The organism is Flavobacterium sp. 103 (genome assembly GCF_003096795.1).
GTDB lineage: Bacteria > Bacteroidota > Bacteroidia > Flavobacteriales > Flavobacteriaceae > Flavobacterium.
In genome coordinates, this window is record NZ_QENX01000001.1 from 144,991 (window position 1) to 166,218 (window position 21,228).

Sequence of the window (21,228 nt, forward strand, 5' to 3'; positions counted from 1 at the left end):
TATTTTGGAGTCATGGCGATTTCATTTTATGATAGAATTACAAGATCAATATTAGATGAAGATAATTTATTCAATAATCTGTTAAAAATGGTTGTAGACAAAATTACTCTAAATAGATTAAAATGTGGTTTCCCAATACAAACCGTTGTGATACCTTTTTGTTTAACCACTTCCAGCATAGCATCTGTGATATTTTTAGCCTCAACTTTAATCACCTCTGCTCCCAATTGTGTGGCTAATTTAAAATTATTAATCAAATGCCGTTGTTTGTCAAGTGCAATTTTATCTGAGCTTTCTTTTGGTGTTTCCACATATAAAACATACCAGTCACTGTTGTAATAACTAGCTAATCGAGCTGCCTTTCGAATGACAATTTTAGCCGTTCTGTCATTACTGCTAATACAGGCCAACAACTTTTCATGTCGCAAAGCTAGATTTTTTGGTACTTCATTCTCCACTTTTCGAACTACTTGACTAGCCACTTCACGCAAAGCCAATTCCCGTAATTGCAAAATTTGCTCAGCCTTAAAAAAATTACTCAAAGCAGTCTGAATTTTATCGGCTGTATAAATTTTCCCCTCTTTCAAACGATCAATTAGATCCTCCGAAGTCAAGTCGATATTTACGACTTCATCTGCCATTCGCAGTACATTATCCGGAACACGCTCTAGAACATCAACATTGGTGATTCGCTTTACGTCTTCGTTTAAGCTCTCAATATGCTGAATATTTACGGCCGAAATTACATTGATTCCTGCTTCCAGAATCTCCAAAACATCTTGCCAACGTTTTTCATTTTTACTACCTTCGATGTTGGTGTGTGCCAATTCATCAACTATTACTACTTCTGGACGCAAATTGATAATGGCCTGCACATCCATTTCCTCGAGCTGTTTTCCTTTGTAAAAAATAGTCCGACGTGGAATTACAGGTAATCCCTCCAACAAATCGTGTGTTTCCTTACGATTGTGTGTTTCGATATAACCAATTTTCACATCAATTCCGTTTTTCAACAGCGTATGCGCTTCCTGTAACATCCTATAAGTTTTGCCCACACCGGCACTCATCCCAATGTAGACTTTAAACTTTCCTTTACGTGATTTTTGAATTAAATCCAGAAAGTGCTTTACATTATTTTCTTTTTCGTTATCCATAAGTTAAACTAACAGTTGAATCATTTCATTTTAAATAAAACTTTTTAAACCATTAAGAAATTAAGCCTTATTAAACTTAATTCCTTAATGGTTTCCAATAAAAATTTCTTCTTATTGCCTTTTTACCTTAAATTGATATAGCCAAAGATGTAGTTATGCACACATTATTATTTGTCGGATTGTTGTCCTTCAAAAAGACATCATCCTTGCTATTCAAAGTTCGGGCTTCTATTCTAAACATTACATTTTCTGTTGGCAAATAATCAAAATTTGCTGAGAACCCATAGGTTTTAAAACCATTTGGTGTTCCTGTTGGAATTATCACTCCTTTTTCGTCTTGGTAATATTCTCCTCTAGCGGCCAATTGAATTTTGTCTGTTGGCTTGTATTGAATGATTGCAGACGGAGTATACCAAACATCATAATCGCTGCTTCCTTTTGCAGATTGTTGTGATCCAATATCAAAACCAGCAATAACAGTTGTTTTATCAGTCAATTTAAATGTTCCGTAAAAATCATTAAAATAGCGCCATTTCTTATCAATATCAGGCTGTTCGTTTCCCGCATAAGTACTCCAGTTTAATGCTACTTTTCCGGTTGGTTTAAAAGTCACCTGAGTTCCAAAAGCCGGCGTATGATTACCATCAACTTTTTGAATGCGTTGCCAACCGTTCAAATACAGTGCTGCCAAATACCATTTTTCAGACTTTGAAGTGTACCCGATTTTTACTCCAGCTTCATAAAAAGGAGTGTTATCGGCACCAATACTTCTGGTCAAAGTCATACAATCTTTTCCAATCGCACTTTCAGATCCAATATGTGAAGGCATAACTCCTGCATCAATCCAAAGATTATTGTCTTTTGAAATTTTAACACCTACATTAGCTTCATAAACGTTTTTCAACAAATCTTGTTCTGCTGCCATGTTGTAATGTGCATACGTTCCAGCCATAAGTGCCAAATTCCCACGAACATTTTCTTTTGTATAATTCACTTTTGCCATCCCCAAATTCAAATTAACTTCATTGGATCGATTGTAACTGTAAATAAATCCTGGCTTGGTATGATTATCCGGCTTCCCAAAATCATAGCTGTAATACACGTCCACATAAGCGGAGAAAGTAATTGGACTTTTTGACTCTTCTTGAGCATTAATTGTTGTAAAACCAAAAGCTATAAAAGCTGTAACTATTATTTTTTTCATTATTTTTGTTTAGATTTTTATTAATCGATGCCCTTTCAGATCCCTGGCCGGGAATGTAAATCTGAAAGGGTTATTTTTTTATTTCAACTCATCCAGAGCTACATTCAACTCTAAAACATTTACTGTTGAAGTTCCCATTAAAGTTGGCTTATTGATTTTGGTTTCCACCAATGCTTTCACTTTTTCCTCAGATAAATTTCGAACTTTTGCTACTCTTTTTACCTGAATCAAAGCGCCTTCCGGTGATATATTTGGATCCAAACCACTACCCGAAGCCGTTACCATATCCGAAGGAATCTCTGATTTTTTCAAATACGGATGCGCTATCAAAAACGTATCAATTCTTTTTTGTACCAAAGCCAAATACTCTGGATTGCTTGGTCCTTTGTTACTTCCTGCGCTTCCCGCGGCATTGTAATCCACTGCCGATGGTCGTCCCCAGAAATAATTGGGTTTGTCAAATTTTTGACCAATTTTTTGATACCCCACTACTTTTCCATTTACAGAAATGGTTTCTCCTTTACCCTTATTTGGAGCAAATTGTGCAATTCCTAAAATTGCCATAGTATAAATAACGGAGAATAAAACCACCAATAATGCGGTGAATTTTACTATTGAAAATATGTTTTTCATTTTGTTTGTTTTTTTTTAAGTTTAGTTTCTAAGTCGCTGAGATACTAAGTCTCTGAGATTTTTGAAAAGCAAATGCTTTTTGTTAAATAAAAAAGCAAAAATCTCTCTCCTTAGCCCCGATAGTAGCGAAAATCCTTGTGGGCCCGTGTTCGGTCCGCAAGATTGTAGCGGATAGCGGGACAATATTTCCAAAAATGCCTAATCTTTCTGCTCCGAAAAATCAACAATCGAACTCAGAAACTTAGCATCTTAGCTCCTTAGAAACTTTTTTATTACATAAATAAAGCAACTGCCAAATCAATTAATTTAATTCCGATGAAAGGAACAATTATTCCTCCCAAACCGTAAATCAACAGATTTCTTTTCAAGATAGCACTCGCTCCGATTGGTTTATAATCAACTCCTCTCAATGCTAGTGGAATCAAAATCGGTATGATAATCGCATTGAAAATCACGGCTGATAAAATGGCACTTTCCGGACTGTGCAATTGCATAATGTTCAATCCTTGTAAAGCAGGAATTGAAGCTATGAAAAGTGCAGGAACAATAGCAAAATATTTGGCAACGTCATTCGCAATTGAGAACGTGGTAAGTGTTCCTCTAGTCATCAACAGCTGTTTTCCAATTTCAATAATTTCAATTAACTTAGTTGGGTCATTGTCAAGATCGACCATATTACCCGCTTCTTTCGCAGCTTGAGTTCCACTGTTCATTGCTACACCAACATCGGCTTGAGCAAGAGCGGGTGCATCATTCGTACCGTCACCCATCATCGCAACTAGCTTACCAAGTTGTTGTTCATTCTTGATGTAATTCATTTTATCCTCAGGTTTGGCTTCGGCGATAAAATCATCAACACCGGCTGCTTCGGCAATAAATTTGGCCGTCAAGGGATTATCTCCGGTAACCATCACCGTTTTTACACCCATTTTTCTCAAACGTTCAAAACGTTCTCTCATTCCAGTTTTAATAATATCCTGCAATTCAATAACACCCTGAACTTCATTATTTTTGATAACTACTAATGGCGTTCCTCCTTTTGAAGAAATAGCAATAACTCTTTCAGAAACATCTTCGGGAAAAATATGACCTGCTTGAAGTGCAATGTTTTTTGCCGCATCCTGAGCTCCTTTACGAATATTGGTTCCATCTCTTAAAACCACTCCAGAAGTTCTGGTTTCGGCAGTAAATTTGATTAAAGTAGCGCCTTCAATAGATAATTTTTGAGATACATCTGGTCCAGCTAATTCCACAATACTTTTACCTTCCGGAGTATCATCGGCTAATGAACTCAATACCGCAGACTTTATAAAATCTTCTAGCATAACTCCTTTTGCAGGATAGAAATTAGTTGCTTTTCTGTTTCCAATGGTAATTGTACCTGTTTTATCCAAAAGCAATACATCAATATCACCTGCAGTTTCCACTGCTTTTCCTGACTTCGTAATTACGTTAGCACGCAACGCTCTGTCCATTCCCGCGATTCCAATTGCAGAAAGTAAACCTCCAATAGTAGTTGGAATTAAACATACGAAAAGAGAAATGAAAGCCGCAATCGTAATTGGTGCATTCGCATAATCAGCAAACGGTTTCAAAGTCACACAAACAATCACGAATATTAAGGTAAACGCAGCCAAAAGAATCGTCAAAGCAATTTCGTTTGGTGTTTTTTGACGGCTTGCTCCTTCCACCAAAGCAATCATTTTGTCAAGGAAACTTTCTCCTGGTTCTGAGGTTACAATGACTTTAATTTTATCTGACAATACTTTGGTTCCTCCCGTTACAGAAGATTTGTCTCCACCTGATTCACGTATTACCGGAGCACTTTCGCCAGTAATGGCACTTTCATCAATAGTTGCCAATCCTTCGATGATTTCGCCATCTGTGGCAATCAAATCACCTGATTCACAGATAAAAACATCTCCTTTTTTCAAAGCGGATGAACTTACATTTCTGATTTCACCATTGGCCAAAAGTTGTCTTGCAGGCGTTTCCTCGCGCGTTTTTCTCAAACTGTCCGCTTGTGCTTTTCCTCTGGCTTCGGCAATTGCTTCGGCAAAATTAGCAAACAAAAGAGTTGCAAACAAAATTAGGAAAACAATGAAATTATAGATAAAACTACCTTGATCCTGTGCACCAAACAAAATGGCAATACACACAGCAAACATAATGGCAGTCCCTATTTCTACGGTAAACATTACCGGATTTTTGAACATTACTTTAGGATTAAGCTTCACAAAAGACTGCACTAATGCTTCTTTTACCTGCTTGCTCTCAAATAATGAAGTGGATTTATTTTTACTCATTTTTTTTATATTATTTTATTGTAAAGTACTCCGCTAAAGGTCCAAGTGCCAAAGCTGGAAAGAAAGACAACGCCGCAATAATCGCGATTACAGCAAAAACCATCACACCAAAAATGGTGGTATCAGTTTTTAAAGTCCCAGCACTTTCTGGAATATATTTTTTGTTCGCCAATAATCCTGCTATGGCCAATGGCCCAATGATTGGAATGAAACGACTCAACAGCAATACAATTCCTGTACTGATGTTCCAAAATGGATTATTATCACCTAAACCTTCAAAACCAGAACCGTTATTGGCCGCACTCGAAGTGTATTCGTATAGCATTTCAGAGAATCCGTGATGTCCCGGATTATTCAACCAGCCTGTGGCGTTTCCGCTAAACCAATAACCCATTGCAGTATCGTTTGCAGCAAAATAAGATGCCAAAGCTGTTCCTGCCAATATCAATAAAGGATGAAGAATGGCAATGAAAGCTGCGATTTTTACTTCACGTGCTTCAATTTTCTTTCCTAAAAATTCAGGTGTTCGACCTACCATTAAACCCGAAATAAATACAGCCAGAATTACAAAAATGTAAAAATTCAACCACCCTACTCCACAACCGCCATAAAAAGCATTGACCATCATGGCCAACAGTTGCATAGCTCCAGAAGCAGCCATTGTGCTATCATGCATTCCATTAACTGATCCTGTAGAAATTACTGTTGTAGCAATTTCCCAAAAACTGGTGACTGCAGTACCAAAACGTAATTCCTTACCTTCCAACGCGCCTGTCGCTTGGGTAATTCCCATTCTTTCGATAGCTGGATTTCCGTTAATTTCGCTTACCATTGTTGGTATGACCAGCATCAAAAAACCAGCTGTCATGACGCCAAAAACTACATAAGAAAATTTTCTTTTGTTAAGGAAAAAACCTAATGCAAAGATCATTGCAAACGGGATAATTAATTGCGCCCACAATTCAACTGCATTAGTGAAATAGGTAGGATTCTCGAATGGATGTGCCGAATTGGCTCCAAAGAAACCACCACCGTTGGTTCCTATATGTTTGATCCCAATAAATGCAGCGGCTGGACCACGGGAAACTTCAACAGTATCCCCTTGCAAAGTCACTATTTTATCTTTCCCTTCAAATGTCATTGGAGTTCCGCTAAATACTAGAACTACAGCCACAATAGCAGAAAGAGGCAATAAAATACGGGTACAACTTTTGATGAAAAAATTATAAAAATTCCCTAGTTTATCAGTAGTTCTTTCTCTCATGGCAACAAAAACCATAGCGGCAGCAGCCATTCCTGTCCCAGCAGAAACAAATTGAAGGAACATTAACATAAGCTGACCTAAATATGAAAGGCCTGATTCACCTGAATAGTGCTGCAAATTACAGTTTACAACAAATGAAATGGCGGTATTGAATGCCAAATCCGGTGTCATTGATGGATTCCCGTCTGGATTTAGTGGTAAACTTCCTTGAGAAATTAAAACTAAAAAGCATAGAAAGAACCAAACCATGTTGACACTTAAAAGCGCTTTCAGATGTTGCTTCCAGTTCATCTCTTCAGTAGAATTGATACCACTGATTTTGAAAATAAATTTTTCAATAGGATTGAAAATTGCATCAAGCATTGTTTTATCTCCCAAATACACTTTGGCTATATACCTTCCAACAGGAATAGCCAAAACTATCGTGACGATAAAAATACTGATGACTCCAAAAAATTCTGTGTTCATATTTTATTTGTTAGAAATTAATTTTTTCGGCTTTTATAAGAAAACAATAAGCATTATAAAGGCTAATGTCCAAGCCATAATTACTAGGGATATTTTTCTATCTGCCTTTTTCATTTTTAAAATTTTTCGGGTTTGATTAATACATAAACCAAATAACCGAAAACGGCAAGTGCGACAATAAATAGTGCTGTCATGATCTAGATTTTTTCAAAAAATTCGACGGATTTAAAACAAATCGCAAAAAGCAAAACTCCTAATGCGAGTAAAAGAATAGTGATTATCATATTATTAAAAATTAAGGTTAAATTTAAACTCCAGAGGTATTAATTTGCTTGATATATTCAGCCTTCAACAATTTTGGAAACAGATTGGAAATACTGCAATGACGCAATTCCATAAAAGAAGAAACCGAAAAAACATACACATTCGAAATTGCATTCTTTGTCTCGTTGCTTCCCGTTTCGAACAATCGTTCGGCAAGTGCCAAACATTTTTTTGCCCGGTTAATATTTCCGGTAATAATTGCAATTTTTGTGATTTCGGCAAAGCGTTCTGCTTTTTCGTAAATCGTTGCTATTTTATTTTTCATTCTTGGTAATGGTTTATTTTGTTCTTCCTCCCTTATGCCAAAAAGCATTCCAAAAAAAGAAAAAAATCGTAAAACATTGTTTTTAATGCAATTAACTATTTCTCATCAAAAAAGGGCATAAAAAAAGCCTATCAAAATGATAGGCTTTTCTCAAAACGATAAATTTATTTTAAGACTTTTTCATCATAAAATATTGTGTTTATATTACGTGACAGCTAACACTTCAAAAGTTAATAGTCCTAAATTAGGATTAGAAATTTAAGAGTTGTAAATTAGAACCTATAAAAATCAACACTTTAACTTAGAAAGCAATAATAACAAAACAAGCATCATAATAATACTTTTGAAAATGAAAATAAAATTTAACTTAAGAATTGGATTGCTTTTCATAATGATAATTTCACTTTCATTAGTGAGTGCATACTATAATTTTTCGATTAAAAATGATACTGAAAACATTTTGGAAGATAATTATAACACACTCGAGTACTCTAGAAATATGCTCCTTTCATTAGACGAAAATAATTCTAATAAAGAAAAAGCAATATCCCAATTTGAAGCTAATCTAACCAAACAAATGGGAAATATTACCGAAGTTGGTGAAGATACAGCAACTTTTACTCTGCAGAATAATTTCGATTCTTTGAAAAAAAACTGGGATGATGAAGCTATGAAAAGTCAAATTCGTCAAAATATATTTCATATTTTGGAATTAAATACGTTTGCCATCAAAAAGAAAAGTGATATTGTCAAACATACAGCGGAAAAAGCCAATTTCGGCATCGCCATTTTAGGAACACTTTCTTTTTTGATTGCTTTTAATCTTCTGCTCACTTTCCCCAATTCAAAAAAATAGCAGCGTGTATTATTAAAAAAAACATCGCCTTGATATTTCTATAACAAAAAAGAATATAAAAAAACCAGTAAATCCTATGCTTTTCTATAAATGACAATTTTGTTATTGAATATTGTATTCGTCCAATTTTCGGTAAAGTGTTGCAACACCAATTTCGAGTAAACGGGCAGCTTCGGCTTTATTACCTTTGGTATAATTCAATACTTTTTGAATATGGAGTTTTTCAACACTTTGCATCGAAAATGCCGATAGCGTTTTGTTTGCATGATCTATTTGATGTTGTATTTCATAAGGCAAAACATCCTGTGTCAAAACATCGCCATTAACTAGAATTACAGAACGTTCAATCACATTTCTCAATTCACGGACATTTCCTGGCCAATGATAGGTTTCTAATTTATGAAGAAAATTAGGATCGATGGTCAATATCTTCTTATTCCCTCTTGATGAAAATTGCTCTACAAAATAATTGGTTAAAGGCGCAATATCTTTTATTCTTTCCCTCAACGGTGGAATCTTAATCTCAAAAATATTTAATCTAAAATACAAATCCGAACGAAAACGGTGTTCATCACTTTCTGTTTTTAAATCACGATTGGTAGCGGCTATCAAACGGAAATTGGATTTTCTGGGAGTCGTATCACCAATTTGAATATACTCGTTGGTTTCTAGAACCCGTAACAATTTAGCCTGCAGTTCTAATGGCATTTCCCCTATTTCATCAAGAAACAAAGTTCCGCCATTGGCTTCTTCGATAAAACCTTTTTTATCTTTTATCGCTCCTGTAAAAGCTCCTTGCTTGTGCCCAAATAATTCACTTTCCAAAATTTCCTTACTGAAAGTACTGCAATTTAATGCTACAAACGATTTTCCTGCTCTGTTACTGTTTTCGTGAATCGCTTGTGCAAAAACTTCTTTTCCTGTTCCTGTTTCACCAGTTAAAAGTACGGTTGAATCTGTTTTGGAAACTTTTTTGGCCAAATCAATTACTTGCTCCAATCCTTTTGATTTTCCAATAATGCCGTCAAAAGAATATTTATCGGAAATTCGTTTTTCGAGTTGCTTGACTTTCTTTTGGAGTTGCACTTTTTCCAAAGCCTTGTACAAAAGTGGTATAATTTTATCATTGTCATCCCCTTTCACGATATAATCGAAAGCTCCGTTTTTCATTGCTTGCACACCATCCGAAATTTTGCCGAAAGCAGTCAGTAGAATGACCTCTGTTAATGGAAATGCAGATTTGATTTTTTGAAGAAAATCAACACCATTGCCATCGGGAAGCTTGACATCACATAGAACAACATCAATATCATTAGTTTCCAATTTTTTGTAACCGGATTTTAAATCGGGAGCTTCAAAGACATCAAACCCTTCCGATTTTATAATTCGGGCCAGAAGATGCCGTAATTTTTCTTCGTCGTCAATAATGAGGATATTTTTCAAAATTCTGCTTTCTATATTTAGTTTTTCAAAATTAGTTTTTTTAGCCGTTTGTTATAGAAATTCTTCAAAATAGTTTGCTTAAATAGCAATCTCATAATTTCGCCAGTCTACTTTTTGATATTCCTTATAAAAATTCAATTTAAAAAAATTCAATTTATTACTTTTACACTCTCAAAATAAAATCAATACCGAGCCTTTCGGAAATAAAATTATAAATCCAATGTCTGCAATTAAAAAAGATTACAAAAGAATTACCACTAAGTCCTTAATCGAGATGAAATCCAATGGTGAAAAAATCTCCATGCTTACGGCTTATGATTATACAATGGCCAAAATTGTGGATAGCTCTGGAATTGATGTGATTTTGGTTGGAGATTCAGCCTCCAATGTTATGGCTGGTCATGAAACGACTTTACCTATTACGTTAGATCAAATGATTTATCATGCATCATCCGTAGTTAGAGCTGTAGAAAGAGCTTTAGTAGTTGTTGATTTACCTTTTGGAAGCTACCAATCCGATTCTAAGGAAGCGTTACGCTCCTCCATTAGAATTATGAAAGAAAGTGGTGGTCACGCCGTGAAATTGGAAGGTGGTAAAGAAATCAAAGAATCCATCAAAAAAATCTTGAATGCAGGAATTCCGGTTATGGGACATTTGGGATTAACCCCTCAGTCTATTTATAAATTTGGTACTTATACCGTTCGTGCCAAAGAAGAACAAGAAGCCGAAAAATTAATTGAAGATGCCATATTACTGGAAAAATTAGGTTGTTTTGCAATTGTTATCGAAAAAGTTCCTGCAAATTTAGCTGAAAAAGTAGCCAAAAGTATCTCTATTCCTGTTATCGGAATTGGTGCCGGTGGCGGTGTAGATGGACAAGTATTGGTTATTCATGATATGTTGGGTATGAATAATGAATTCAGTCCTCGTTTCTTGAGACGTTACATGAATTTATACGAAGGAATGACAACTGCGATTAGTCAATATGTTGAAGATGTAAAATCACAGGATTTTCCAAACGAGAAAGAACAATACTAGTTTTTCATTCATTAAAATTTGCTAAAACAATTAACCATTGTCGAATAAAATAATTTCAAATAAAAACAATCTCCAAATCCTGCACGAAGACAATCATCTAATCGTGGTCAATAAACGTGTAGGTGATATTGTGCAAGGAGACAAAACAGGTGACAAACCATTGAGCGATGTTGTCAAAGAATACATCAAAGATAAATACAACAAGCCTGGCGAAGTATTTCTGGGAGTGGTGCATCGATTGGACCGACCCACTACAGGAATTGTGGTTTTTGCCCGTACCAGCAAAGCCTTGACTCGGATGAATGAATTATTCAGCAACAGAGAAACCAAAAAAACATATTGGGCCGTAGTAAAAAACAGACCCTCCAAAAATGAAGACACCCTCGTTCACTATATCAAAAGAAACGAGAAAAATAATACTTCAAAAGCACACTCAAAAGAAGTTCCAGATAGTAAATTGGCCAGTTTGGAGTATAAAATCATCAAAGAATTGGACAATTATTTCGGTCTCGAAATTCAATTGCACACCGGCAGGCACCATCAAATAAGAGCACAGCTCTCTGCCATTGGCTGTCCAATAAAAGGGGATCTAAAATACGGTTTTGACCGAAGTAATCCGGATGGAGGAATCCATCTTCATGCCCGAAAACTGGTCTTTATCCATCCCGTTTCTAAAGAAGAAATCACTATTATTGCCCCAACTCCAGACGAAGTTATTTGGAAAGCTATATAATATTTTAATGAAAAAAATATTATATATGAATTTTAAAATTTAACTTGCAGTATATAAATAACCTGTTTTGCAATGAATTACAAATTAAACATTAGTTCAAGAAAAGAAGCTTTAATTAAATTGTTGGATGTAATTATCAAGCATGAAAATGAAATCATTCAGGCGTTATATGATGATTTCAAAAAACCTCCTTTTGAGTCGATTGCTACCGAAACCAGCTATGTTATATCCGAATTAAAAGACACCATAAAAAACATTGGGAAATGGTCAAAAATTAGAAAAGTATTTCCTTCAGTGCTTAATTTCCCGTCAACCGATTATATCGTAAAAGAACCCTACGGAAAAGTTTTGATTATTGCACCTTGGAACTATCCTTTTCAATTAGCAATCTGTCCTTTGGTATCTGCTGTTGCTGCTGGTAATCAAGTGGTTTTAAAACCTTCGGAATTGACACCCAAAACTTCAGCAATAATACTCAAAATTATCAAAAATGCGTTCCAACATCAGCATGTAGAAGTAATTGAAGGTGGTGTTGAAACCGCACAAAAATTATTGGAACAACGTTGGGATTATATTTTCTTTACCGGAAGTGTTGCTGTTGGAAAAATTGTTGCCAAAGCAGCCGCCGAGCACCTCACTCCAGTAACCCTAGAATTAGGTGGAAAAAATCCTTGTATTATAGATGAAACGGCCAATTTGAAGTTAGCCGCCAAGAGAATTGTTTGGGGGAAATTTTTAAATGCAGGACAAACTTGCATTGCCCCGGATTATATTTTGATTCAAGAAGATATGAAAAGTCATTTTGTAGAGTTTTTGAAAAAAGAAATCACAAAAGCTTATGGTAAAAACCCAAAGGAATCTCCAGATTTTGCTCGAATTGTGAACAAAAAAAACTGTCTACGATTAATGAGTTTGATTGAACCTGAAAAGGTGATTTTTGGTGGTGAAACCGACATCGAAGATCATTACATTGCACCAACCCTAATCGAAGAAAATTCCCTTGACAGTTTACTGATGGAAGAAGAAATATTTGGGCCAATATTACCAATAATCAGCTATAGAGACGAAAAAGAAATAGCGCAAACCATTTCAAGATACGAGAAACCATTAGCACTATACGTTTTTAGCGACGATAGAAAATTTGCTAGAAAAATAGTCACCACCTTTTCATTTGGAGGTGGCTGTGTCAACGATACGGTTATTCATTTTGCTAACAAAAGACTTCCATTTGGAGGTGTTGGCCATAGTGGAATAGGTGCTTATCATGGCCAACTGAGTTTTGATACTTTTTCCCATAAAAAAGGAATTGTAAAAAAAGCCAATTGGTTGGATTTGGAATTACGATATGCTCCCTATGCAAAAAAAATAGGTACCTTAAAGAAATTGCTGAACTGGCTCTAGCAAATAAAAAATTTGTTAGTAAATCTATAAAATAAAGAAGATTTAAAAAAAAAACTAACAGTCCTACTCGTTGATATAATTAATTTTTAACCCATGGCTTCTGTATTGATTTTTACTTTTTTTTCAAAACAAAAACATTCATAAACAGGAAGTTGATTACAGCAAAGAAGAAGAATTTACCACCGTATTTTAAGACAAAATTATTCCAACTTTTTATTTTTATTTTTTTAGGAATTCTGATATATATCAAGTACTTTGCTTTTTAAATTATCGGACTATTTAAATCTATTTTAAAGACAAACCAAAGAAGTTCAATCTGGATTGTTATATAATTAAATTAAACACTAGCTGTTCAAAATTTCACGATTAGACTGTCAGTAACTGCGACATTTGCCATAAGTGAGATTTTAACTCTTAAAGAATAAAAAATAGTAAATTTGCCCATTGATTTCAAAATCAAAATAGTTTTTGATTCTGGCATCAGAGAAAAAATAATATTTATAGAGACTATTTTGAAAGAATATAGCTCAACCTAACCAACATAATTAACCTATTCAAAATGAACCAAACAAAAGAAAGATTAAACGATATTGAAAAAAATGGATACCAAATTGATTTTGCCAACGTATTTAATCATGCCTTCGAAAATTATAAAAAAATAGCAGTGTATGCTGGATTAGTTCTTTTCATTTTTAGCGTTTTATTTGTCATCTTCATTGGAGTATCATTAATCTCTGTAATGGGAGTTACTGCAATGACACGTGAACTTTCCCCAGAAAAATTGAACGTTGAAAATCTTTCCGAATCTAATTTTTTAGTTTTTGGCAGTATAGCACTTATAGTATCCTGCATCTTGAGCCCTTTTCAGGCATCATTTTTAAAAATGGCACACTGTGGAGACCGAGATGAAGAGTTCCATATTTCCGATTTATTTGGCTATTATAGACTTCCATATCTTAAAGAAATTATTATATCCACATTTTTAATTTCAGCAATTGGTTTTGCCCAAGCTACTTTACTATCATACGTTCATTTTGACTTTCTCGGAACAATTATAACCTATTTTATTTCCTTTATCACACTCCTTGTTACTCCACTGGTAATTTTTGGTGATTTAAAAGCTATCGAAGCAATAAAATACAGTATTTTACTTATTTTCAAGCAGCCCTTCGTTATACTCGGGTTAATTATTGTAGCATTTATCGGTTCATTAGTAGGTTTTATGGGATGTTGTATTGGTGTATTTTTTACCTTACCCTTTCTGTATTCCATGAATTATGCAATTTATAGTGCAGTTGTTGGAATTGATGCACAAGAAATAGAATAAACAATTTCAATTTGTCGAATAATAAAGTTTTAAAAATTAAATCATAGAAGCAAACATTTTAATCAAATAGTTACCCCTAAATCTATGTTATTATTTTGTAACATACTGCTCTACTCAAACTTCAACTTTTCTTTACCAAGTTTAGTTTGTATTCCTATGTCATTAAGTCTAGAGTCAACGCATATAATAATGACAAGCTTTAGAAATGTAACCCTGTTAGCAATACTAGTTATATTAATAATAGCACTATTGTATTCAAACACCAAAATAAACTCTATTTTAAAAAACATAGATAATCTTCCTGCAGAAGAAGCAGACAAAAGGGAATACCAACTTTATTTATTATTTCTGGGGTTAATAATTCCATTTTTAGAGATCTTCTTTGAATTATTTCATGTCAGACCCAAAAGTCTATTAATCAACAATTTTTCAATAGGCTGTTTTTTTCTGTTATTATTTTTAATAAGCGAAAAATCAAAATACTTGTATGATAGAATTAGAACTATTTATATTTTCCTATTTTATCTATATTCGCTGTTAATTGGATACAACATTATATTCCTACAGAATGATATTATTCCTACTTATGCATTTATAGTTTTATTTTTCTTTTCATATATTATAATCAAACCAATAAAAAAATATTGGGTATTTTCAGGCTTTGTCTTTATTTATTTGTTCTTCATTTTTGCTTTTGATTTAGTTCCTGTCAAAAGGGCTATTATACTAATCAATTATGGTATTATGGTATTTATCATAAACCATATAAGACACGTTTCAATAACAAAAATCCAAGAGAAATTTAATTTTACCAATGAAATTGTAAACAAAGGGAACTCGCTCACAATAGCCACTAACAAAAAAGGGGAAGTTACTTTTTGCAGTGATACCATTATTCCTATTTTAGGTTATACTCCTGGAGAGGTAATGGGAATGGGATTTTGGAAACTAACAGAAGATCCTGAATTTATTGGCATTGATTATCATACAAATTTTATAGACAATCGACTATACGTTAGAAAATTAAAATGCAAAAATGGTGAATATAAATTTATCCAATGGATTGACAAACAATTTTCGGAAGACTCCATTATCGGGATAGGCCAAGATATAACTAATGAAATAAAAATAAGAAACCAGTATGAAACATTAATTCAGACTGCTGTAGACATCATTTTTGAAGCAGATTACCAAGGAAACTTTACTTTCGTAAATGATTATGGTATAAAAACGTTGGGGTACTCCAAAGAAGAATTTCTCACTAAAGATTTCCAATCCATTATTCATAAAGACTATGTAACCAATACAATGAGTTTTTATAGAAACATTCAATATTACGAGGAGAATTATACTACCCTTGAGTTCCCAATCATCAAAAAAAATGGTGAAGCAATTTGGATATCGCAAAATGTTTTTGTTCGAAAAAATAGTTTTGGAGAAATATCAGGATATTCGGGTATTGCGAGAGATATTACATTATTTAAAAACTTAGACGAAGAAAAAAACAAAAGACAGGAAAAAATAGAAAAATACAGTAAAACACTGAAAGATTTAGCAGTCATTAACCACTCTAATGGTGATGATTTTAACCAAACAATTATTAATATCCTAAAAATTACATCTGTAGAATTGGAAGTAACTAGAGCAAGTTATTGGATATATGATACTGATAAAATTATATGCGATAAACTTTATATATCGAAAACAAACACAATAGAAAGCGGGCTTCGATTTTATAGAAATGAAAATTTAGATTATTTCGAAAAAATTGAAAATAAACTTCAAGTTGTTCAATCCGATATTATATCTTATGCTTTCAATAATGAGATAAAAAGTAATTATGTAAATACTAATAACGTATTTTCAACACTTGATACTCCTATTTTTATTGATGGAGAATTAAAAGGTATTCTTTCTTATGAATCCACAGAAAATATTAAAAACTGGGACAATGAGGATATTAATTTTGCCAAATCTATCTCTGATTTAATTGTAATCGCATTAACCTCTCAAATGCGCTTGGAAATAGGACAAAGACTTGCTTATAAAAGCGAATTGCTTTTAGTTATCAATAAAAACACAAATGAATTTTTATTACAAAAAAGCACCAGCAAACTAATTATGGGAATCATAAATGAGCTTGGAAAAGTGACTTTATCAGAACGCATTTCCTATTTTAAGAAAGATCCAAAAACTCATTTATTTGACCAAAAATGTATGTGGACAAATGAGCTACAAGATTTTGACACGGTACATCCTAAATTACAGAACCTTTCATTTTCTGAATTTGACAATAATATAAAAGATTTATCCCCTCAACAATTTTTTGAAAGTATTAAGGATAAAATTCAGAATGAAAACATAAAATCATTTTTAAAAAGTTTGAACCCAGATTCAATGCTATTATTTCCAGTTTTTATCAAAAATGAATTTGATGGTTTTTTTGTATTTGATGATTCAACCAAAGAACGTATTTGGAGCAGCGATGAAATTTCCATTTTACATTTATTGGTAAAAAACATATCCTCTTCAATAGAAAGAAACATAAATGAAGCCATTATTGAAGAGAGTGAAGAACGATTCCGATTACTGGCCAATAACATCCCAGGAACTGTTTTTCTATCTAATTATGATGAAAAATACACCAAAATTTATCTAAATGACGAAATAGAAAAATTGACAGGTTATCCGAAATCTGATTTCTTAGAAAATAAAATATACTTTGTAGACTTAATCCTTCCAGAAGATTTAGAAAACGTTTTATCGAAAAATAAGATTGCTTTAGAAGAAAAAAAGCCATTGCATGTTATCTATCGAATTATTCATAAAAATGGTTCCATAGTTTGGGTAGAAGAATTTGGGGATTCAATTGTAAAGAATGGTGAAATTGCTTTCATGGAAGGTATCTTAATTGATATTACCGAAAAGAAAAAAAATGAATCCATCGTCAAGGAGAAAGAATTGGCAGAAGCTGCAAATAAAGCCAAATCGGAATTTCTTGCAAATATGAGTCATGAAATACGAACTCCCTTAAACGGAATCATTGGCTATACTGATCTATTAATGAATTCTAAACTGGAAAACACCCAAAAACAGTACATGAACACCATTAACCAATCGGCTAATATTTTATTGGAAGTGGTAAATGACATTCTGGATTTTTCAAAAATTGAATCAGGAAAACTAGAACTCAATATAGAAAAATACTGTGTAGACGATATAATTCTTCAAATAAAAGAATTAATCAATTATCAAGCCCATTCCAAAAATCTGGAGATAAACTATATTATCGAGAAAAATGTGCCAAAATACATTTGGGTTGATTATATCCGTTTAAAACAAGTACTTATCAATCTATTAACAAACGCCGTCAAATTTACCCATAAAGGAAAAATTGACCTTACTATTTCAGCATTAGAAATTCAAAAAAGTCAAACCGTATTGCGTTTTTCAGTAAAAGACACCGGAATCGGAATTCGAAAAAACAACCAGAAAATAATTTTTCAGGCCTTTTCACAGGAAGACAGTTCAACCACCAAAAAATTTGGGGGAACAGGATTGGGATTGACTATTTCCAATCAACTACTGGGATTAATGAATAGTAAACTACAGATTAACAGTCAATTCAATATAGGCAGTACCTTTTTCTTTGATATAAAGCTAAAAAGCAGCAATAAATCAAAACAAAAAAAAGTGGCAGATGCAGAAAAAAGTATCACAGAAAATCGTACATTAACCTTAGAAAATGAAGAGCCAAAAATATTGATTGTTGAAGATAACAAAATCAATATGCTTTTGACTAAAACATTAGTCAAACAGATTATTCCAAAATGTAAAATTTATGAATCTATTGATGGCGAAAAGGCTCTTGCAAAAGCATTGGAAGTCATTCCAGATATCGTTTTAATGGACATTCAAATGCCTTTAGTTAATGGTTATGAAGCCACTAAACAAATTCGAGAAATCGAAAAATTTAAAGACACCATTATTATCGCCCTTACTGCGGGAACCGTTATGGGCGAGAAAGAAAAATGTATAGAAGTAGGCATGAATGATTATGTCCCCAAACCAATTGTAAAGAAAACACTTGAAGATATTTTAGAAAAATGGTTAAAAGATAAAAGCAACGCATTATAAAATTGCCCTGATTCCAAAATCATAAGTTGATGGAGAATGGCAATACCTTATTCTTATAAAACTAATACTATCTAGATATGAAATGGATTGGCAGAAGACAAAGCGATAATGTAGAAGACCGCAGAGGCATGTCCTCTGGAGGTAAAACCGTTATTGGCGGAGGAATAATCGGAATTATTATTTTACTTGTAAATGTTTTTGGCGGTGAAAATGCTCAAATGATAACACCCATTTTAGAGCAATTCAACCAACAGCAAACCACACAAACCGAAAGTAGAACTTTGACCGATGCCGAAAAGACAGAAGGCGAATTTGTCAAAACGCTAATGGCGGATAATGAAGATGTTTGGACTCAAATATTTGAAGAAAACAACTTGACATTCGAAGCCCCAAAACTTATTCTTTTTAGTGGCCAGGTTGAAACAGCTTGCGGAGGAGCCAGTTCGGCTTCCGGTCCTTTTTATTGTCCCGGAGACAGAACCATTTATATGGATATGTCTTTTTTTGAAGAACTTAGAACTAAGTTCGGAGCTAAAGGAGGGGATTTTGCAGTCGCATACGTAATCGCACACGAATTTGGACACCACATACAAACCTTATTGGGAACTTCCGGAAAAGTGCATCAATTACAACAAAACAAAAGCGAAAAAGAAGGCAACAAACTTTCTGTTGCTTTAGAATTGCAAGCTGACTTTTATGCAGGTCTTTGGACACATTATAACGAAAATAAAAATGCCATGCTCGAAGAGGGCGACATTGAGGAAGCATTGAGCGCCGCAAATGCTGTTGGCGATGATGCAATCCAGAAAAAAATGCAAGGTCAAGTAGTTCCTGATTCCTTTACCCACGGTACCTCCGACCAACGAATGTATTGGTTCAAAAGAGGTTTTGTGTCAGGAGATTTCAAAAAAGGAGACACTTTTTCAGAAATGAATTAAAATAGATTCAATTTCAATGGCAATAGCAATGACAATATAAATTCAAAAGACTGAGTGCAATTATTGTTTTCTTTTTGATGATGATAAAAAAATAAAATATCTCGCCTAGCCCCGATTGCAGTAGAAATCCTTTTGTGCCGGGGTTCGGCACAAAAGATTGACACGAAAAGCGGGACAACTGTTGATGAAACATCAAATGTTTCTGCTCCAAATAGCAATAATCAAACTGCAAGTTCCAACAACTTACAACAACATCCCATCTATCTCAAATTAAACAAGTAAAGCAATAAAAGGCAGATCAAATAAATTAGCAGTACCTTTGCGCCAAATTAAAGGAGTAAACTAAATATATAGTGTTTACTCCATAAACACTTTTTATGTCATTCAACTCATTAGGCTTATCTGATGCTTTATTAAAAGCCATCAGCAAAAAAGGGTACACAAACCCTTCCCCAATACAACAAAAAGCAATTCCACCAATTTTAGAAGGTAAAGACGTTTTAGCATCTGCACAGACAGGAACAGGAAAAACAGCAGGCTTTACACTTCCAATATTACAATTATTATCACAAGGAAAACACTTAAGCCACAGACCCATTCGTGCCTTAATATTAACCCCAACACGAGAACTAGCTGCACAAATATTGGCTAATATAAAGGAATACAGTGAATTTTTAGATTTACGCAGCACCGTAATTTTTGGTGGTGTAAACCAAAATCCACAGGTTAGTCAATTGCGTCAGGGTGTGGATATTTTAGTCGCTACTCCTGGTAGATTAATCGATTTGCAAAATCAAGGTTTAATTTCGCTTTCAAAAGTTGAAATTTTGGTTTTGGATGAAGCAGACCGCATGCTGGATATGGGCTTTTTACGAGACATTGAGCGCGTTATGAAAGTATTGCCTCCAAAAAGACAAAACTTACTTTTTTCGGCAACTTTTTCAAAAGACATTAAAAAACTGGCAATGGGTATCTTGCACAAACCTGTTCAGGTTGAAGCCACTCCCGAAAACACAACTGTTGATGCTATTATTCAAAAAATATATCCTGTTGCCAAAGAGAAAAAAACAGAATTGATTATTAAACTTATTACCGAGGGCAATTGGAAACAGATTTTAGTGTTTACACGTACCAAACAGGGCGCCAACAAGCTGACCGAAAGTATGATTAGTTCTGGTATAAAAGCAGCAGCCATTCATGGTAATAAAGGTCAAGGGGCACGAACCAAAGCCTTAGCCGGTTTCAAAAACGGAAGCCTAACCGCTTTGGTCGCTACAGATATTGCCGCTAGAGGTTTGGATATTCCGTTGTTACCACATGTTATCAATTTTGAATTGCCGAATATTCCAGAAGATTACGTTCACCGAATAGGTAGAACAGGAAGAGCCGGAGCGAGTGGCGAAGCTATTTCGTTGTTTAGCCCAGATGAAACCACTTTTTTGCGCGATATCGAGAAATTAGTTGGTCTGAAATTGCCCAAAGAAAACATTAAAGGTTTTGAACCAGATCCTAACGCATCAACCGAGCCTATCAAACAAGGCCAAGGGAGACAGCAACGCAATTCAACTCCCAAAAAACCAAAAACGGATACTCCAAATAGAAGCGCAAATAATAGTTTTGGTCCAAGACGTCCAAGTCAAAATAATGACAGACGTTCTAATAGATAAATTATCTAAAAAATTGAGTTTTATTATTTTTTAGGAGCGGAGGATTTTATTTTCATAAGAACATCCCTC

General features: G+C 34.0%; 16 protein-coding genes. 8 read left to right on the plus strand and 8 right to left on the minus strand.

The genetic code is table 11. From position 1 onward, the window contains the following. Positions 1 to 26: 26 nt before the first annotated feature. The 7 genes from C8C85_RS00640 to C8C85_RS00670 form a co-directional block, all read right to left on the minus strand. Positions 27 to 1,154, minus strand: a complete 1,128-nt coding sequence (locus C8C85_RS00640) for a sensor protein KdpD (protein ID WP_116795343.1) — start codon at positions 1,152 to 1,154, stop codon at positions 27 to 29. 127 nt (positions 1,155 to 1,281) lie between these two features. Further along, positions 1,282 to 2,358 (minus strand): porin, encoded by a 1,077-nt coding sequence (locus tag C8C85_RS00645; protein WP_116795344.1) that lies wholly within the window; start codon positions 2,356 to 2,358, stop codon positions 1,282 to 1,284. A gap of 78 nt (positions 2,359 to 2,436) precedes the next feature. Next, complete coding sequence (locus C8C85_RS00650) at positions 2,437 to 2,991, minus strand: K(+)-transporting ATPase subunit C (protein ID WP_116795345.1); 555 nt, start codon at positions 2,989 to 2,991, stop codon at positions 2,437 to 2,439. A 272-nt stretch (positions 2,992 to 3,263) separates the two neighbouring features. Next, complete coding sequence (gene kdpB, locus C8C85_RS00655) at positions 3,264 to 5,297, minus strand: potassium-transporting ATPase subunit KdpB (RefSeq protein ID WP_116795346.1); 2,034 nt, start codon at positions 5,295 to 5,297, stop codon at positions 3,264 to 3,266. A gap of 10 nt (positions 5,298 to 5,307) precedes the next feature. After that, positions 5,308 to 7,029, minus strand: coding sequence for a potassium-transporting ATPase subunit KdpA (gene kdpA, locus C8C85_RS00660; RefSeq protein ID WP_116795347.1), 1,722 nt, complete (start codon positions 7,027 to 7,029; stop codon positions 5,308 to 5,310). A 116-nt stretch (positions 7,030 to 7,145) separates the two neighbouring features. Beyond that, positions 7,146 to 7,223: a K(+)-transporting ATPase subunit F gene (gene kdpF / locus C8C85_RS00665; protein ID WP_111410498.1), complete on the minus strand. Its 78-nt coding sequence runs from the start codon at positions 7,221 to 7,223 to the stop codon at positions 7,146 to 7,148. 113 nt (positions 7,224 to 7,336) lie between these two features. Next, positions 7,337 to 7,618, minus strand: a complete 282-nt coding sequence (locus tag C8C85_RS00670) for a hypothetical protein (RefSeq protein WP_116798321.1) — start codon at positions 7,616 to 7,618, stop codon at positions 7,337 to 7,339. A 349-nt stretch (positions 7,619 to 7,967) separates the two neighbouring features. Between C8C85_RS00670 and C8C85_RS00675 the strand changes: the two genes are divergently transcribed. After that, positions 7,968 to 8,474, plus strand: a complete 507-nt coding sequence (locus tag C8C85_RS00675; RefSeq protein ID WP_116795348.1) for a hypothetical protein — start codon at positions 7,968 to 7,970, stop codon at positions 8,472 to 8,474. 102 nt (positions 8,475 to 8,576) lie between these two features. On the opposite strand, the gene C8C85_RS00680 is transcribed toward C8C85_RS00675, so the two are convergent. Then, on the minus strand, positions 8,577 to 9,920 hold the full coding sequence (locus tag C8C85_RS00680) for a sigma-54-dependent transcriptional regulator (RefSeq protein ID WP_165818137.1): 1,344 nt from the start codon (positions 9,918 to 9,920) through the stop codon (positions 8,577 to 8,579). 217 nt (positions 9,921 to 10,137) lie between these two features. Between C8C85_RS00680 and panB the strand changes: the two genes are divergently transcribed. From panB to C8C85_RS00715, 7 genes are all read left to right on the plus strand, one after another. Then, a complete protein-coding gene (gene panB / locus C8C85_RS00685) occupies positions 10,138 to 10,956 on the plus strand; it encodes a 3-methyl-2-oxobutanoate hydroxymethyltransferase (RefSeq protein ID WP_116795350.1) in 819 nt (272 codons plus the stop codon). A gap of 37 nt (positions 10,957 to 10,993) precedes the next feature. Continuing rightward, a complete protein-coding gene (locus tag C8C85_RS00690; RefSeq protein WP_116795351.1) occupies positions 10,994 to 11,689 on the plus strand; it encodes an RluA family pseudouridine synthase in 696 nt (231 codons plus the stop codon). Between the two features lie 72 nt (positions 11,690 to 11,761). Beyond that, positions 11,762 to 13,090, plus strand: coding sequence for an aldehyde dehydrogenase (locus C8C85_RS00695; protein ID WP_116795352.1), 1,329 nt, complete (start codon positions 11,762 to 11,764; stop codon positions 13,088 to 13,090). A gap of 559 nt (positions 13,091 to 13,649) precedes the next feature. Next, on the plus strand, positions 13,650 to 14,417 hold the full coding sequence (locus C8C85_RS00700) for a hypothetical protein (RefSeq protein WP_116795353.1): 768 nt from the start codon (positions 13,650 to 13,652) through the stop codon (positions 14,415 to 14,417). Between the two features lie 744 nt (positions 14,418 to 15,161). After that, on the plus strand, positions 15,162 to 18,554 hold the full coding sequence (locus tag C8C85_RS00705) for a PAS domain S-box protein (RefSeq protein ID WP_165818077.1): 3,393 nt from the start codon (positions 15,162 to 15,164) through the stop codon (positions 18,552 to 18,554). 77 nt (positions 18,555 to 18,631) lie between these two features. Next, positions 18,632 to 19,492 (plus strand): neutral zinc metallopeptidase, encoded by an 861-nt coding sequence (locus C8C85_RS00710; protein ID WP_116795355.1) that lies wholly within the window; start codon positions 18,632 to 18,634, stop codon positions 19,490 to 19,492. A 377-nt stretch (positions 19,493 to 19,869) separates the two neighbouring features. Continuing rightward, the gene (locus tag C8C85_RS00715) at positions 19,870 to 21,159 is read left to right on the plus strand and encodes a DEAD/DEAH box helicase (protein ID WP_116795356.1); all 1,290 of its coding nucleotides are present in this window, start codon (positions 19,870 to 19,872) and stop codon (positions 21,157 to 21,159) included. Positions 21,160 to 21,228 lie beyond the last annotated feature (69 nt).